Below are 16,218 nucleotides of genomic sequence, written 5' to 3' on the forward strand. Positions count from 1 at the left end.
AACGTTGCCGGAGATTTGACGTGAAGCATTGGCTAAAGCTGTTTTTAATTGCCCTTTTGGCAAGCCCTGTCGCACAGGCCGCCCGAATTAAAGATGTATCGGAAGTGGCAGGCGTGCGCAGTAACCAATTGGTAGGTTACGGACTTGTCGTGGGCTTGGCGGGAACGGGGGAAAGCACACCGTTTACCGATCAAAGCTTTAACGCCATGCTGAAAAACTTCGGTATTCAATTGCCGCCGGGTACTAAACCGAAAACCAAAAACGTTGCAGCTGTTGCCGTCAGTGCAGAGCTGCCACCGTTTTCAAAGCAGGGTCAAAAAATTGACGTCACTGTGTCGTCAATTGGTTCGGCAAAAAGCCTTCGCGGCGGTACCTTGGTGCAAACCTTCATGAAAGGTTTGGATGGAAAAACCTACGCCGTGGCACAAGGCAACCTGATTGTGGGTGGTTTCAGTGCAACAGGTGCAGACGGTTCTTCTATTGTGGGTAACACACCGACCGTGGGTCGCATTACTAACGGTGCAACGGTTGAACAAGAAGTACCTAGCCCATTTGGTCGTGGCGACCACATTACGTTTAACTTGTTTGAGTCTGATTTCACCACTGCCCAGCGCATGGCAGACTCGATCAACAGCTTCTTAGGTCCAAATACTGCCGCTGCACTAGATGCAACGTCAGTACGTGTGCGTGCACCGCGCGATCTTTCTCAGCGCGTCGCTTTCCTGTCTACCGTTGAAAACCTAGAGTTTGTTCCTGCCGACGCGGCAGCAAAAATCATTGTAAACAGCCGTACCGGCACCATTGTGGTTGGGCAAAACGTCCGCTTGCGTCCTGCTGCAATCACGCACGGTGGTATGACGGTAACCATCAATGAGAACTTACAAGTGAGTCAACCGGGTGCTTTCTCGGGCGGTGAAACGGTCGTTGTGCCAGATTCAGGCGTCGAAGTGAAGGAAGACGACGGACGCATGTTCCACTTCAAACCTGGCGTCACATTGGATGACTTGGTCCGCGCGGTAAACGGTGTTGGGGCTGCACCGTCAGATCTCATGGCTATCTTGCAGGCATTGAAGCAAGCTGGCGCAATCGATGGCCAACTGATAGTGATCTAGCCATGAAAGCACCTCTTGATACCGGATTTATTCATGACCTGAGCCGCTTGGATGTATTACGTCAGAAAGCGGCAAACGGCGAACAGTCAGACGATGCAATGCGCGCGGCTGCGGAGCAGTTTGAAGCCTTGTTTACCCAAATGCTGTTCAAGTCGATGCGACAAGCGAACGAAGCGTTTGAGTCCGACCTTATCGACAACCGCACCTCTAAGTTTTATGAGCAGATGGCGGACGAGCAGCTATCCAGTGCCTTGTCGAGTGAAGGCTCTTTGGGCTTGGCGGATTTGATTGTTGAGCAGTTTAAAGGACTGCAAAACAGCGAGCCGATGGATGTTGCTAACAATCCTGCCAGTGAGCGCATCAATCTTGACCGTGTGATTCCTTTGACACCGACCACATCGCCGGATGCGCAAGTATTGCCAGAGATGGAATACGCAAAACTCGCGGGCCAGTTGCCGTTAGATTCCTCGCCAATGCCACCACTTCAGGCCAAAGCTAAACCGTTTGAAACACCGGATGAGTTTGTGTCGCGCCTAACGCCGTATGCGCAAAAAGCGGCGCGCGCACTGGGAACGGATCCGGCACTTTTAATTGCACAGGCTGCACTGGAAACGGGGTGGGGCAAAAAGGTCATTGCCAATGCCAAAGGCAGTAGCCATAACCTTTTCAACATCAAAGCTGACCCTCGATGGAACGGCGGCAAGGTGGCGACACAAACCTTGGAGTTTTACGATGACATTCCTGTACAGGAAATGGCGTCGTTTCGTGCCTATGCTTCCTATGAGGACAGCTTTAATGATTATGTCCGCTTTTTGAATGAGAATCCTCGTTACGAGGCTGCACTGACACAAACCGCTCAACCTGAGCAGTTTATCTCAGGCTTGCAGCAAGCGGGCTATGCGACCGACCCACAATACTCGAACAAAGTGATGAGTATCTTCGGTCGAGTGAAAGGGTTGATGGAGCCGTAAGTTTATAGCGTGTTGTTTGACTGAGGGCTTTGTCTAATGCGCAGGTGAGAACATGGCAGAGCAACAAAAACAAGTGACCACGCAAGAAACGACCATCAAACCGACAGAAACTATCAAAGGGTCTATCCACAACGACCCTTTTATCCGCTCCTTTCTTGAAAAGATCCCCAACGACATTGCAAGCACCTTTACTGAATCTCAACTGCTGCAATTGAAGCTGATGTTTGGGACGAGAGCCAAAGCACAGCATATCGTGGATATTCGTACCGTGATGGGAAGTTTCAGTTGGAGCTACTATTTTGTGTTCCTATTTGGTCGGAATCGTCGCGACCTGACGCGCGCAGAGCAGCGTATGGCGTATGCGGGGAAACTGTTCTTTCTAATGATGGGCAGCTTAGTGCTTTTCTCTGTGGCAACCATCACCCTCTACCTGATCAAATCCTTCTTGGGGATCGATCTCTTGCCGCATTTTTCATTCGGACTCTGGACCTGGCTAACAGAGTAACGGCAATCGCTTGCCCTCTTCGCAGATGTTGAGCGGAGAATTGATGCTAATTTGCGCAAAAGGCATTGATTTATAAATAAAACCTCCCGTGGCACGATTCTTGTATTAATTGATGCAGTAATCATATTTAAACAGTGATGCATCAATGCACACGGGGGCAGAATGGGGTTTGATCTGCTGACGCTCGGTTCTCAGGGCGTTCTGACAGCACAGCGACAGCTGAATACAACGGGTCACAACATTTCCAATGTGAACACTGAGGGCTACAGCCGTCAGACCGTTGAACAGCGAGCAAATGACTCCGCCTATTGGTCAGCCAACCAATGGGGCCACGGCGTGCATGCGGCATCGGTTCGCCGCAACTACGACAAGTTCGCTGTGAACGAATTCAATATCACCACGTCTGCTCTCGCCCACGCGCAAACCCGTAACGGTCAGCTCACCATGTTGGATGACATGATGTCGCACTCCGCCAAGAAAATTCCCGAGAACATGAACGAATTCTATGGCGCAGTGAAAGGGCTTACAGACAGCCCAAGCGACATGGGCGCGCGAAAAGTGGTGCTTGAAAAATCTCGCATGGTGGCGGCAGGTCTTAACGACATCAACACCATGCTACAAGCGCAGGAAGCAGATACCACGGTAGAAATCGATGCGACTCTGACCCGCATGAATGACATTGGTCGTGAAATTGTCGACATCCACAAAGCCTTGCTGAAAAGTCAGGCGGTTGACAATGATCTGTTGGACAGACACCAACGCCTGATCAACGAGCTCTCTGAGTTTACGCAAGTTAGCGTGAATCAGCGTGATGACGGCCTATACAACGTCATCATCGGCAGTGGTCACAATCTGGTCTCTGGCCTTAGCTCGAGTGAGCTGAAAACGGTACCGGGTGTGCCTGACTATCAAAAACGTCGTTTGGCGCTTGTTGAAGGCAAGACTCTCAAACCTATTGATAACGCAGACATTCGCGGCAAGCTGGGTGCCATGTTCGAGTATCGCGATCAAACCATAGGGCAAGCTCGTGACGAGCTAGGTCGTTTGGCGGCAGGCTTTGCGCTTTCCATCAACGAGCTGCAATCCCAAGGCTACGATTTGGCGGGGAATGTCGGTACAGACATCTTTGTCGACTTTAACAGCGACAAAATTGCCGCAGACCGTATCGTGAAAAGCTCAGATTCAACCGCGGAGCTGAAGGTCTACATTGACGATCTTTCCCAGCTAAAAATTGGTGATTACCAGCTCAAGTTTGACGGCAGTCAGTACACGCTGGTGGATCCAGAAAAAAACATGGTGGCGGTAACACCGTCTGGCACACCACCGTCGATTTCTTACGATGGCTTGAGAGTGCAGGTTGATGTGGGCTTAGCCGCAGGCGAGCGTGTCATCATTCGTCCGGTTCGACAAGGTGCTGGCCAAATTGCCGTGACCATGGAAGACCCAGCTAAGATTGCGGCGCAAAGCTACATCAGCTCGAAGTCTGTGTTAACGGGGCAGGGTAACCTCAAAGTGCTGCAACCTGGGCCGCAAGAGGAGTTTCAGGTCGCTATCTCCCCGGATGCGTCTCAGTTTGCTGTGTTGGACATGAAAGGCAACATCCTGCTCGCGCCACAGGCGTACCCACCAAGCACGCCGGTGAATGTGAACGGTACCGTGTTTGAGCTGACAGGTGGCGCAGCACCGGAAGATGTGTTTGCGGTTAGCCTGAAACCCGCAGATGGTGAAAACGGCAACCTGATCCGAATGCAGAAACTGCAGACCATGAAGTTGATGGACGGCGGCCGTTCAAGCTTGATTGATGTTTATGAAGGCTTGAACACCGACCTTGGTGTCCAGAAAGCGTCGTTTGCACGCCTCGAAGATGTGAGCCGTGTAGAGCATGACGCAGCAGCAGGCCGCGTGGCCGAAATCTCCGGGGTGAACTTGGATGAAGAAGCGGCCAACATGATGAAATTCCAACAGGCCTACATGGCATCGTCGCGCATCATGACCGCGGCAAATGAAACGTTTGAAACCCTGCTGAATGCAACCCGATAAAGGATCTGAGTGATGATTAGCCGTATTGCCAGTTTTCACAATTACCAGTCAGTGTCGAATGACCTGATGCGCCAGCAGGTGAAGTTGCAGGACAACCAAGATCAGCTTGCGACCGGCAAGCGTGTGCTGACATCGGGCGATGACCCTGTCTCGTCGATTTATATCCAAAACTTCCGTCAGCAAGACAAGCAACTCGACCAGTACATTGACTCGATTACGTTGGCGCGCAACCGTCAAACCCGCGCGGAAATCGCCATTGATGATGCGGAACAATTGATTGACAGTGCCAAACGTAAAAGCATGGAAATGATCAACGGTTCCCTGTCAGACGATGACCGAACGGCGCACAGACAAGATTTGAAAGGCCTTTACGACAACTTCATGAACTTGGTGAATGCCAAGGATGAATCAGGCAACTTCTTGTTCTCTGGCACCCAATCTAGCAAGCAGCCGTTCTATCGTGACAGCGCGCTGAACGTGCGATATGCCGGTGACAGTTACCACCGCACCGCGCAAGTGGCACCGGCGGTTGAAGTACAAACCAGCGATCCGGGCGATCAGGTTTTCATGGAGATCAAAAACCCGTTCGGAGACTATCAACCGGAATATGAGTTGCAAGACGGCTCGTTGCTATTGATGTCGCAAGCGACCAATACCAACAACGCTGATGCCTCTTCATATGCGGTGAATTTCAACGTCGACAGCAACGGTCAAACGCAATATGAGCTGGAGCAGAACGGTGCGATCGTAAGCTCAGGTGTGTTCGATCCGCAAACGGGCATCCAGTTCGGAACCTTGAGCGTGACCTTTGAAGGCGAAATGATGGACGGAGACCGTATTGTTCTCGACCGTCAGGACACCTTTAACGTGTTTGATGCATTCAAAAACGGCATCGATTTGTCGCGCGAAAGTATCTTCAATGCATCTGCGACCGCTGAATTGCATCAGGTGACAGAGCAATTCTCTGCCGCATTTAAACATCTCAACAAAGCGCGCTCTGAAGTGGGTACTCGCCTGACAACCTTGGATCGCCAAGAGAGCATGCACAGAGACTTTAAACTGGTGCTGAACCGCTCATTGGGCACGATGGAAGACTTGGACTATTCGACTGCTGTTATCGACATGAATGAAAACCTGCTGGCACTGCAAGCCTCGCAGCAAGCGTTCTCGAAAACCAAAGAATTGACCCTGTTTAACTACATCTAACGCGCCGGAACCAAGAATCTGTCATTCTTGGTCGTATTAATGAAGGGCAAGGCCTTGCCCTTCGGTCTCCTCAACACCTGTCCTAAGCAAATAACTGACGGAACGCCGTCGGCGTCATATTCTTCGCTGTCTTGAACTGGCGGTTGAAATTGGAAAGGTTGGTAAAACCTACACGCTCAGATACCACAGAAACCGGAATGTTTGAGCGGATCAGCAGTTCACATGCTTTGCCTAAGCGATAACGCTTTAAGTGCTCAGAAAAACTGTTGGCAAAGTGTCTTTCAAACAAACGATACACAGAGCTTTCGCTCATGTGCAGATGCTGACACATGTCCTGTACCGTGATGGGCTGATTGTAATGTTCAGCGATAAATTGCTGCGCTTTTTCAAGCTTGTCGAGGATGGGTGTGTCTTTAGCAACATAAAGACAATAGGGGCGAGACGTTAAACTTTGCGCCTGTTTGTCTTCGCTGAGCAGAAGCAATATTTCAATCACCCGCATAAATTGTACAGATGGCTTTAAGTGGCAGGCACCTTCCATCAAGCGATGCAGCCGCTTTGCCGTGGAAGGGGAGAGCTTTAACCCTTTGTGGGCACCCAGCAACAGTTCGTTGACGGTTGCCAAAGCAGGGACGGTTTCAATCACGCGATGCAGCCAGTCTTGGTCGAGCCACATGATGTGAGAGCTGCTTGCTTTTTCTTTGGTGGCGGACGAGCTTCCCGTCAACATATGGGGAATGCCTGAGCCAATTAGATACGCGGTATTGTCGCTTACATCGCCAACATAATCGTCCATGATGAGTTTTCCCGCGCTGACACCGTGAGGGTCAATGTAAAGCACCAACTCAATGTCGCTGTGGTAGTGCCAATTACAATGAACGGCGTCTTTTGAATGGTCGCAATGGTAATCAGCGAAATGCCAATTTGGACTCACGTTTTTATCAATGGGCTCCATCAAGGGCTTCACGACATCATTTCCTCTTCAGACGTAACAGTTTCTTTTTACAGGGAATGTCAGAAGGTTGGAAGAAAATGACAGAAAAGTATCAGTGGTTGCCCGATGTTCATCACACAATGGTCACGTAACTTCTTACACTTCACCTCAACGTAATATGAATACCCATCAGGTTTGATATCAATACCTGAGAAGAGAGTGAGAATAATGAAGAGCTACTTGAACTTTATAGTCAAAAAAGAGCCGCTGTTTTACCTGCTAATTTGCTTGTTTGCTGGCATGGGTGGTGGCTTTTTTATGCCGCTGCTGAGCTTGTTTGTAATAGATGGACTCGGTGCTTCACCATCGCAAATGGGCGTGTATTTAGCCTTATCCGTGATTAGCGGTGTGTTTGTCTCACAGTTGTTTGCCACCTTGTCTGATTATGGCTGGGAGCGCCGACGCATCATTGCTATGTCGCAAGCTGCATTTATCGTCACCATGCTGTCGTTCGTTTTTATTCGTAATTATTATCTGGCACTGGTGGTTACGATATTTGTCTTCAGCATTTCCTGTGCGGCGATGCCACAAACATTCGCTTTGGGTCGAGAGTATGCAGACCGAAAGATGCGAGAAAACAGCACGCTGTTTGTCTCTCTTATGCGCGCAATGATGTCTTTGGCGTGGGTGATTGGTCCGCCACTGGCGTTTATTGTCAAAGATATGATTGGCTTTAATGGGGCTTTCTTGTTTGCTGCACTCGTGATGTCGGTGTCAGCGTTGCTTGTCCTCGCAACAAAGCGATTTTCGGCGGAATACACCGAAGACAAGGAAAAGCAGCCTGTGCTGGTGGACAAAACGCCCTGGCGAAAGATTGCCGGCGTACCTATGTACCTTGGAGCGGTATTGATGCTGTTTTGGGCCAACAGCATGTATGTCATCTCTATACCACTCTATGTCACGAAAGAGTTGGAGCTTGGCGGGGCAGTGGCGGGACAACTGCTTGGACTGGCCGCTTTTTTGGAAATTCCCATCATGGTGCTCGCAGGGGTGTGTGCCGTGAAAGTGGCTCCTCAAAAACTGATGATTTTGAGTGCCTCCGTTGCTTGCGTGTTTTATGTCTTGCTCTTCAACGCAGATCAGCTTTGGCAAATGTACGCGCTTCAGTTGTTGAATGGTTTTGCTGTGGGTATCAGTGCAAGTTTGGGAATGGTGGTGATCCAAAATAAGATGCCAAAGCAGATTGGTGTGGCTACGACTTTGTTTAATAACTGCATCAGCATTGCCAGTTTGATGTCGAGCTTAGCGGTGGGAATGATTGCACAATACTACAGCTACCACTCCGTGATGATTGCCATGATGGTTGCGGGCGTCTCAGCGTTGCTGCTGTTGATGCTGTCACTCAGCAGAGACAGGTCGCGAGAGTGTACGCAATTAGCGATGAAGCAAGCATAAGAAAAAGGCCAGCAAATGCTGGCCTTTTCGTGTCTCAGGTGAGGCTAGATGTGCTTTTTGATGTTAGTCGCCATAGACTCAATCAATGGGTATTTGTTTTCCATCATTGGCGGATAGAAATAGCCAATTTCTTTTTCATCACTGAGCTGACGTGGCGTCGCGTAATCTGACTCGTTGGTGCCCGCAAAGTACACATGACAAGGCGTGCCCACTGCGGTTGTCAGTCGATGAACGGCAGTACCAGCTGTAATGACGGCATCCAGTTCCGCAATAACTGACGCGGTGCCAGTAAAGTCATCGCGAAGATCCAGCCCGTCCAGTTGAAGGACACGCGTGCCTGTAAGCTTCGCCATTTTATCTAGCTCTTTTTTGCACTCACCGTATTGCAGGTTAATGAAAACCGCGTCTGGCAATTGCTTGAGAAGATGTGCAGTTTCTTCGGCAACCAAGTAATGCATGTTTCGTGATGCCGCAGCCAGGCCGCTTCGCCAGCAAATACCAATCAAAGGTTTGCCGGGGTTGGCTTCTCTTATAGTATTCAGCACACCTTTCCAGTGTGACTGAGCAGATTCAGGAGTATTAATGTAACCTGTGCGGAAAACGTGGCGTCCGTATTCGCGGTAACACAGCGCGGCAAGGCTGCCACCTGCTATCCAAGCATCGGCTTCATCCAGCACGGATTCTGGGATCTGGATATCCTGATTGTCTGAGCGAGTAATAGGGATGGTATGAACGCTTGGGAAAGATGCTTGCACCAACTCTTCTAAACGCGGGTCACACGCGACATAGGCTTTTTTGCAGTTGTCCAATACGATATCGAGGTTGTGCAGGTAGAGTAGTTCATCGCCCACCCCTTGTTCTGGCATCACCAACACCACGTCATCTTTAGGTCTATTCAGATCCCATTGCGGGATACCACCGCGGTATTTCAGGCGTTTTCCGCTTTCGATACCCATTTCATTCGTGCGGTAGTAATCGTCCCACTCTTCCAAAGAGCGGTAAACAAAGCTGGAGTTGAAACCGGAATCTACATCATCTGGGTACTGCGCCATGTAGGTTTCCAGCAATACCTTCGCTTCTCGCGCTTCACCTTTATACCAAAGCACCTCAGCCAGATAGCGAGAGAGATCCAGTTTGCTCTTGTCGTTTGCCAGCGCAGTGGCCGACTCAATCAGACGTTGGCATTCCAAGATCGCTTCTCGGGTGAAGTTATGACGAGACTTAAGCTGGTTAAAGCTTGCATTGGCAAGGCGGTAACGAATATCCGCATCATTCGGGAACAGGCGAATGTACTCTTTGGCGCGGCGATACGCTTCGACCCAGTTTTCTTCTTTGAGGTAGGTGAGCAACATCAAGCGGCAAAGTAACGCCTCATCAGGCCACTGCTTGATGGAAAATTGACAGTACTCACGCGCAGCGCGGTAATCTTCAATTTTGATTGCCGTGTGGCAAAGCAAGACAAAGATTTCTTTATTTGGAGTTGAACGATCTTCGGCACGGCTGAGTGTTTGCAGTGCTAAGGCATGCTTATCTTCTTGAATATGTAAGCGCGCTAAACCGAGTAAGGCTTCTGGAACATCCCCTGCCACACTGATCACGGCTTGGAAAAGCTGCTTGGCTTGTTCTGGGTTGTTTGATGCCACCATTTGCTTGGCAAGTTCGATGGTTTCCTGAACTTCACCACTAAGTGCGCTGTCTTGATGGGCTTGGGTGGCCGCTTTGTATTTTGCGGTGCGGCGACTTTCGCCCAATTTGCCGGAGGCGCGGTAACCTGTTGCCGCATTGCCAGTAGCTCTTGATGGGTTGGCGCAACAGCGAGGAGACTGTCGATGATCTCCAGTGCTTCTTTATTGAGGCCAAACTGCGTTAGAACGCCTGCTTTATCAAAAAGTAGCGACGCATTGCCTGGCTCTACCGCCAATGCTTTGTCGAGTTTATTTATGGCGGCTTGCCACAGGCCGTCTTCCGCATCAAGCACGGCAAGGACTTGCAGCACGGGCACAGCATCTGGGGCGTGGGAAAGGATTTGCTCGAAAACCTCACGCGCCTCTTTTTTCTTTTGGTGTTGGTAGAGAGAGATACCGTGCTCAAATGCCTGTTCTAATGTCATTGCATTTTCGTTCGTCGGTGAGGGATTGGTCATAAGTAATCCGTTCTGATTTATGGCTTGAAGATTGCAGTCAAAGATCGCCGGAAATCCAGCAAATACCGTGCCGCAATGCGGGATTCACTTTAGGTTATAGTCCCCCTTATTACAGCTTATCGGCAGATGTTTTGTTTTATTTACCGTGCATCTGTCTAATTTTTGAGAAGTAATGCTATGTTTAGGTGTAGGCAAAGATCAGAGGATCTGATTTGCCGTCTTAAACAGAAATGTGGTGATTTTTTTGCCGCTCTTAAGATTATCACCACTGGTCAATTAATTAAGTTGTTGAAAATAAACAATAATAAAAATTGGCACGCTAATTGAATGTATCTGGGCATGAGGTATCGGCAACGCTAGATACTGACCCTGATAACGAACTGAAGGCTGGTCCCGCTTCGCAATCGGACATATTTGTTGCGGGTAGGCTGTTTCGCAAGAACGCGAAAGTCAAAGGAGAGCAAAATGGGTGTAACAGTTAACACCAACGTGTCTGCGATGACTGCGCAGCGTTACCTGAACAAGTCGACAAACGATCTCAATACGTCGATGGAACGCTTGTCGTCTGGTAGTCGGATCAACAGCGCAAAAGATGACGCCGCTGGTCTGCAGATCTCAAACCGCCTCATTGCCCAAACTCGTGGCCTTGATGTCGCAATGCGTAATGCGAACGACGGTATCTCCATCGCACAGACTGCTGAAGGTGCCATGCAGGAATCAACCAATATCCTGCAACGTATGCGAGACCTGTCACTTCAATCTGCTAACGGTGCAAACGGCCCTGGCGAGCGTATCGCTATCCAGGAAGAAGTTGCGGCACTGCAAGATGAATTGAACCGTATTGCAGAAACCACGGCATTTGGTGGCCGTCGTCTTCTGAACGGCTCCTTCGGTGAAGCAGCATTCCAAATCGGTGCTGATTCAGGTGAAGCCATCATTATGGGTCTGACAAGTATCCGTGCTGATGATTACCGCATGGGTGGTAAAGAGTTCATCGGTACAGCGCAGATGTCTGCGTCTTGGGAAGTCTCTACGGCGACGACGCTGGGTATCCAGTTCGTCAACAAAGACGGCCAGACGGTAACGGTGGATATTGCCGCTAAAGCGGGCGATGACATCGAAGAGCTTGCCACTTATATCAACGGTCAGTCTGATGAAGAAGTGACAGCTTCTGTTAACGAAGACGGTCAACTTCAAGTGTTCGTTGCGGAAAACCGCCTGGCAGGTAACGTGACCTTCACTGGAGCCTTGGCAACATCGCTGGGTATTGCGTCAGGTGCTGGCGCAGGCGTGACGGCGCAAGACCTTGATGTTAGTAGCGTTGGTGGTGCACAGATGGCCGTAGGCGTTATCGACTCCGCCATGCAGTACATCGATAGCCAACGTGCAGACCTCGGTGCGAAACAAAACCGTCTGAGCCATACCATTAGCAACTTGTCGAACGTCCAAGAGAACGTGTCTGCCTCTAACAGCCGTATCCGTGACACAGACTTTGCTAAAGAGACGACGGAGCTCACCAAAGGTCAGATCCTGCAGCAAGCAAGTACCTCGATTCTTGCTCAGGCGAAGCAGTTGCCACAATCTGCACTGAACCTGCTTCAGTAACAGCTTCAAATATCAAAGAAAAGCGGCAAGTCATTGCCGCTTTTTTTATGTCCATTTCCTCTTCAATATCCCCAACTTTGCGGAAAGAAGGCGTTGCTTGCCTCGCCGTAGCGTTTGATGTCACCTCTCTTCTCACCACATTTCAGAAGAAAAAGATCAATTCTTTCTAAAGTTTTTCTTTTCTAAGGCGAAAACACTCATAGCACCTTGCGGCAACAGCAATATTTCCCTCGAAATACAGGCTGTAAAAAAAACGGGAAAAAAATTGTAAAGGTTTTTCCAAAGCTGCCGTTACAAGGGTTGTGAGAGATTTAGAACTGGTTTTCCCTAGTTTGCTGGGCGGAAGCCGGACTTAGTACCAAAGGAGAATAGTTATGGCTATTACAGTAAACACTAACGTGCCTGCAATGACCGCTCAGCGCTACCTGAACAGTTCAACTGATTCGTTGAACGCGTCAATGGAGCGCCTGTCTTCAGGCTTCCGCATTAACAGTGCAAAGGATGATGCAGCGGGTCTGCAAATCTCTAACCGATTGATTTCACAAAGCCGTGGTCTGGACGTTGCTGTACGTAACGCAAACGACGGTATCTCAATGTCACAAACTGCTGAAGGTGCGATGGAAGAATCCACCAACATCCTGCAGCGTATGCGTGACCTGTCACTGCAATCTGCTAACGGTGCTAACGGTGACCAAGAGCGTGTGGCGATTCAAGAAGAAATCGTTGCTCTGCAAGACGAACTGAACCGTATCGCAGAAACCACGTCTTTCGGTGGTGCGAAACTGCTGAACGGCACATACGGCACTAAAGCATTCCAAATCGGTGCGGATGCTGGTGAAGCCGTAATGATGGAATTCAAGAACATCCGTGCAGACGAAACCCAAATGGGTGGTGCAACTTACAAAGCTTCTGTAGCCGCAAGCCGCGACATGGCTGCGTGGACTGCAACTGCGGGTGCATCTCTGGACATCACTATCGTTGACGCCGATGGCGCATCTCTGACACTGAACATTGCAGCAAAAGGCGGCGATGACGTGGAAGAAGTAGCAACTTACATCAACGGTAACGCGGATGGCAAAGTATCAGCATCTGTTACTGAAGACGGCGAACTGCAAGTTGTTTCTGCAGCGGGCTCTACCGTGACATTCGCAGGTGCTCTGGCTAACTCTCTGGGTATTGCTGGTGCAACGAAAGTTGACGAAACCATTCAAAACGTTGACGTAAGCAGCGTGGGTGGTGCTCAGAAAGCAGTTGGTCTGATTGACAACGCAATGCAATACATCGACTCTCACCGTGCAGAGTTGGGTGCGAAGCAAAACCGTCTGAGCCACGCAATCTCTAACCTGGATAACGTTAACGAGAACGTGTCTGCTTCTAACAGCCGTATCCGTGACGTCGATTTTGCGAAAGAGACGACTCAGTTCACTAAATCTCAGATCCTGCAGCAGTCTGGTACGTCTATACTTGCACAAGCGAAGCAAGCACCGTCAGCTGCACTGAGCCTGTTAGGTTAATAGAGAAATTAGCCATGTGACGGTGAGCTTGCCTCTCACCGTCAACAGCTAACAGGAGGTGAACAACGATGGACATATCATCCGTTTCAACGTCATCCCTGTCTCAAGTGACTCCACAGTCAGGCACGAAAGTTGCTAGCAGTAACAAGTCTGTGGGGGGGACTCAACCCGAAATCACAAACCAGCAGCGAATGGCCGAGAATGTTGAAAAGCTGTCTCAGCGTCGCGTCGAACAAGCCAACCGCTTGGAAGATTCGAGAAAGATACAGCAAGAGCAGCTCGAAGTGCTGGTTGAGCGACTGGATGAGTTTGTGTCTACCTTTAACAAAGGCTTGTCATTTCGACTCGATGAGGAATCAGGAAGAAATATCGTCACTGTTTATGAAATGAGTAGTGGTGACATTATCCGCCAGATTCCAGAGAAAGAAATGCTCGAGCTGGCGCAACAATTGTCTCTTCATTCGAGGGGGCTTGTTGCAGAAAAGGTATAACTGAGGTGAAGAAAACATGGGTTTGAGTGCAACGGGCCTTGGCAGTGGCATGGATATTACTTCCATGGTCAACAAAATAGTTGAGGCTGAGCGCGCGCCCAAACAAGAGCGAATCGTTAAGAACATGAATGATGTTGAAACTAACATCAGTGCTTACGGTAGACTCAAAACTTCCCTCAATACGATGAAAGACTTGATGTATAACTTTCGTCGTGACAATACCTTCGCGGCGCGGAGTACGGTTTCTAGCAATGAGGAAACCGTCTCTGCATCCGCTACCCACCTTGCCGCTACCGGCGTTTATTCCATCGATGTTCAGCAACTTGCTCAATCGCACAAGCTTGTCTCTGAAGGCTTGGACGCAGAGGAAGATTTTGGCGCAGGCCAATTAACGCTGAAGTTAGGTGGACGCACAGCAACGATTGATATCGAGCAGGACAAAAGCTCCTTGCTTGATATTGTTCGTACGATTAACAGCGAACCTTCAAATCCCGGCATTCAAGCGTCTGTTATCAATGATGACAGCGGTGCGCGACTGATTTTAAGCAGTGACAAAACGGGTGAAGACAACCTCATCAGTATTGGCGTGAATGCGATTCCTGGCAGCCCTTTGGAAGCACTGGCGTACGATCCTGTCAGCCCGACCAACAACATGAACGAAATGCAGGTGGCAAAAAATGCCCGTATTTTGATTGATGGTCTGGCATCTGTTTCCAGTGACACGAATTCTTTTTCTGATGCGATTCGCGGCGTCGACATTTCGGTGTCGAAATTGACGACAGCGGAATCTGGCCCAATCACGGTGCGTGTCGATGAAGACAGAGACGCGGTGAAAGGCGCATTGGAAGAATTCGTTGATGCGTACAATGCCTTCTACCAAGTCACGAAAGCCTTGTCGAAGTATGATCCTGATACGCAACAAGGCGGCCCGCTGATTGGTGACACAGTGATTCGTTCCGCGGTGAGTCAAATGCGCTCGCTCTTCACGACGCCAATTGAAGGGGCATCTGATTCCATCAAAACCTTGAGTGAGCTTGGTATCTCTACGACGATGGAAGGTCGCTTGGAAATCAACGACTCCATGTTGGATAAACAGCTGAAGCAAAACTTCTCAGCATTGGAGAGCTTTTTTGGCGGCAACCAAGGCTTTGCGCGAAAAGTGGAAGAAACCGTGCAAAACTTCACGGGCGCGGGCGGGGCTATTCGAAACCGTGAGTCGAGCTTGGGTGATCAGCGCACGCGCTTGGAATCAGAGCAAGAGAAGCTGGATCGCCGCATGGAAGATTTGGAAACGCGCACATTGAAGCAGTTTTCTGCCATGGACAATGCCATGGCGGAAATGCAGGGGCAGTTGTCGGCCATGATGAACATCATGCCCGCGTAAGGAATAGAAAATGTCATTCCTCGCTGAGCTGCAACACATAGACGAGCAATTGTTAACCGTACTCGGTCATGAGGTCGTGGATCTCGATGAAATGGCACGGTTATTGAATGAAAGAAAAGAATGTCTGGCAGAGATCACGAATTTGCCAGAGAAGCCCGAACAAGTGGCTTGGTCGGCAGCAATGCAGCGCACCAAGTACCTTATGAGTTTAATTAAAAACCATCGTGATAGTACTGCGGCTCAGGCCAGTCACCTTATTAAAGGGCGTAAGTCAGTACAACTTTACAAGAAATTCGAGTAGGTGAGGAAAGGTATGAGAGGGTCACTTCAGGCCTACAAAAAAGTGTCGGTCGATAGCCAGTTAACAGCAGCATCCCCACATAAAGTGATTCAAATGCTGATGGCGGGTGCGATCGAGCGCTTGATCCAGGGTAAAGCAGCAATGTTGCAAGGCGACATTGCCGGTAAAGGTGAACGCTTAGGTAAAGCGTTGGATATTATTATCAGCCTAAGAACCTGTCTTTCGATGGAAGACGGTGGCGAAATTGCAACCAATCTCGACGCACTTTATGACTTTATGATCCGTCAGGTCACCATGGCCAACCGTGATAATTTGGATGCGCCTATTGATGATGTGATCGATATTTTGCGCGAAATTAAATCAGCGTGGGACCAAATACCCGCCGAATATCACAATATCACGCAAGCAGACGCATAATTCCCCCCAAGATTCACTACAATTTGATCTGTCTTGGCACCAGAGTCACAGCTTTATTGTGTCTCTGGTTGCTATATAACATTCAACTATTACAATAGCTGGATTATTCTGTCGTCAGCGGTATTATTGCGTGGACGACA

At 49.5% G+C, this 16,218-nt stretch carries 15 protein-coding genes; 12 read left to right on the forward strand and 3 right to left on the reverse strand.

Annotated elements, in window-relative coordinates; translation table 11 throughout:
• Nucleotides 1-20: 20 nt before the first annotated feature.
• The 5 genes from ATN88_RS11830 (at nt 21) to flgL (ending at nt 5,834) form a co-directional block, all read left to right on the forward strand.
• A complete protein-coding gene (locus ATN88_RS11830) occupies nt 21-1,112 on the forward strand; it encodes a flagellar basal body P-ring protein FlgI (RefSeq protein ID WP_067415884.1) in 1,092 nt (363 codons plus the stop codon).
• A 2-nt stretch (nt 1,113-1,114) separates the two neighbouring features.
• Nucleotides 1,115-2,083 (forward strand): flagellar assembly peptidoglycan hydrolase FlgJ, encoded by a 969-nt coding sequence (gene flgJ / locus ATN88_RS11835; protein ID WP_067415887.1) that lies wholly within the window; start codon nt 1,115-1,117, stop codon nt 2,081-2,083.
• 52 nt (nt 2,084-2,135) lie between these two features.
• Entirely contained in the window at nt 2,136-2,588 is a 453-nt protein-coding gene (locus ATN88_RS11840) for a hypothetical protein (RefSeq protein WP_067415890.1), read from the forward strand.
• Between the two features lie 162 nt (nt 2,589-2,750).
• Nucleotides 2,751-4,628 (forward strand): flagellar hook-associated protein FlgK, encoded by a 1,878-nt coding sequence (gene flgK / locus ATN88_RS11845; protein ID WP_067415893.1) that lies wholly within the window; start codon nt 2,751-2,753, stop codon nt 4,626-4,628.
• A gap of 12 nt (nt 4,629-4,640) precedes the next feature.
• Nucleotides 4,641-5,834 carry a flagellar hook-associated protein FlgL gene (gene flgL / locus ATN88_RS11850; RefSeq protein ID WP_067415896.1) on the forward strand — a complete coding sequence of 398 codons (1,194 nt, stop codon included), beginning with the start codon at nt 4,641-4,643 and terminating at the stop codon, nt 5,832-5,834.
• 82 nt (nt 5,835-5,916) lie between these two features.
• Here the strand turns inward: flgL and ATN88_RS11855 are convergent, their stop codons facing one another.
• Complete coding sequence (locus tag ATN88_RS11855) at nt 5,917-6,801, reverse strand: helix-turn-helix domain-containing protein (RefSeq protein WP_067415899.1); 885 nt, start codon at nt 6,799-6,801, stop codon at nt 5,917-5,919.
• A 195-nt stretch (nt 6,802-6,996) separates the two neighbouring features.
• On the opposite strand from ATN88_RS11855, the gene ATN88_RS11860 reads away from it, so the two are divergent.
• Nucleotides 6,997-8,223: a sugar efflux transporter gene (locus tag ATN88_RS11860; protein WP_067415902.1), complete on the forward strand. Its 1,227-nt coding sequence runs from the start codon at nt 6,997-6,999 to the stop codon at nt 8,221-8,223.
• A gap of 44 nt (nt 8,224-8,267) precedes the next feature.
• Here ATN88_RS11860 and ATN88_RS11865 read toward each other — a convergent pair whose 3' ends face one another.
• Together ATN88_RS11865 and ATN88_RS27285 are read right to left on the reverse strand one after the other, a co-directional pair.
• Nucleotides 8,268-9,869, reverse strand: coding sequence for a tetratricopeptide repeat protein (locus ATN88_RS11865; RefSeq protein WP_232313250.1), 1,602 nt, complete (start codon nt 9,867-9,869; stop codon nt 8,268-8,270).
• Nucleotides 9,818-10,366, reverse strand: a complete 549-nt coding sequence (locus ATN88_RS27285) for a tetratricopeptide repeat protein (RefSeq protein ID WP_232313146.1) — start codon at nt 10,364-10,366, stop codon at nt 9,818-9,820. The genes ATN88_RS11865 and ATN88_RS27285 overlap by 52 nt, the downstream gene beginning before the upstream one ends.
• 465 nt (nt 10,367-10,831) lie before the next feature.
• On the opposite strand from ATN88_RS27285, the gene ATN88_RS11870 reads away from it, so the two are divergent.
• The 6 genes from ATN88_RS11870 to fliS all read left to right on the forward strand — a co-directional run bounded on the left by ATN88_RS11870 (nt 10,832) and on the right by fliS (nt 16,078).
• The gene (locus ATN88_RS11870; protein WP_067415905.1) at nt 10,832-11,971 is read left to right on the forward strand and encodes a flagellin; all 1,140 of its coding nucleotides are present in this window, start codon (nt 10,832-10,834) and stop codon (nt 11,969-11,971) included.
• A 374-nt stretch (nt 11,972-12,345) separates the two neighbouring features.
• Nucleotides 12,346-13,485: a flagellin gene (locus ATN88_RS11875; RefSeq protein WP_067415908.1), complete on the forward strand. Its 1,140-nt coding sequence runs from the start codon at nt 12,346-12,348 to the stop codon at nt 13,483-13,485.
• 68 nt (nt 13,486-13,553) lie between these two features.
• Nucleotides 13,554-13,976 carry a flagellar protein FlaG gene (locus tag ATN88_RS11880; protein WP_067415911.1) on the forward strand — a complete coding sequence of 141 codons (423 nt, stop codon included), beginning with the start codon at nt 13,554-13,556 and terminating at the stop codon, nt 13,974-13,976.
• Nucleotides 13,977-13,992: 16 nt separating this feature from the next.
• Nucleotides 13,993-15,360, forward strand: a complete 1,368-nt coding sequence (fliD, locus tag ATN88_RS11885) for a flagellar filament capping protein FliD (protein WP_067415914.1) — start codon at nt 13,993-13,995, stop codon at nt 15,358-15,360.
• Between the two features lie 10 nt (nt 15,361-15,370).
• The gene (locus ATN88_RS11890) at nt 15,371-15,661 is read left to right on the forward strand and encodes a hypothetical protein (RefSeq protein ID WP_067415917.1); all 291 of its coding nucleotides are present in this window, start codon (nt 15,371-15,373) and stop codon (nt 15,659-15,661) included.
• 12 nt (nt 15,662-15,673) lie between these two features.
• On the forward strand, nt 15,674-16,078 hold the full coding sequence (fliS, locus tag ATN88_RS11895) for a flagellar export chaperone FliS (protein ID WP_067415919.1): 405 nt from the start codon (nt 15,674-15,676) through the stop codon (nt 16,076-16,078).
• Nucleotides 16,079-16,218 lie beyond the last annotated feature (140 nt).

The organism is Enterovibrio coralii (genome assembly GCF_001559595.1).
GTDB lineage: Bacteria > Pseudomonadota > Gammaproteobacteria > Enterobacterales > Vibrionaceae > Enterovibrio > Enterovibrio coralii.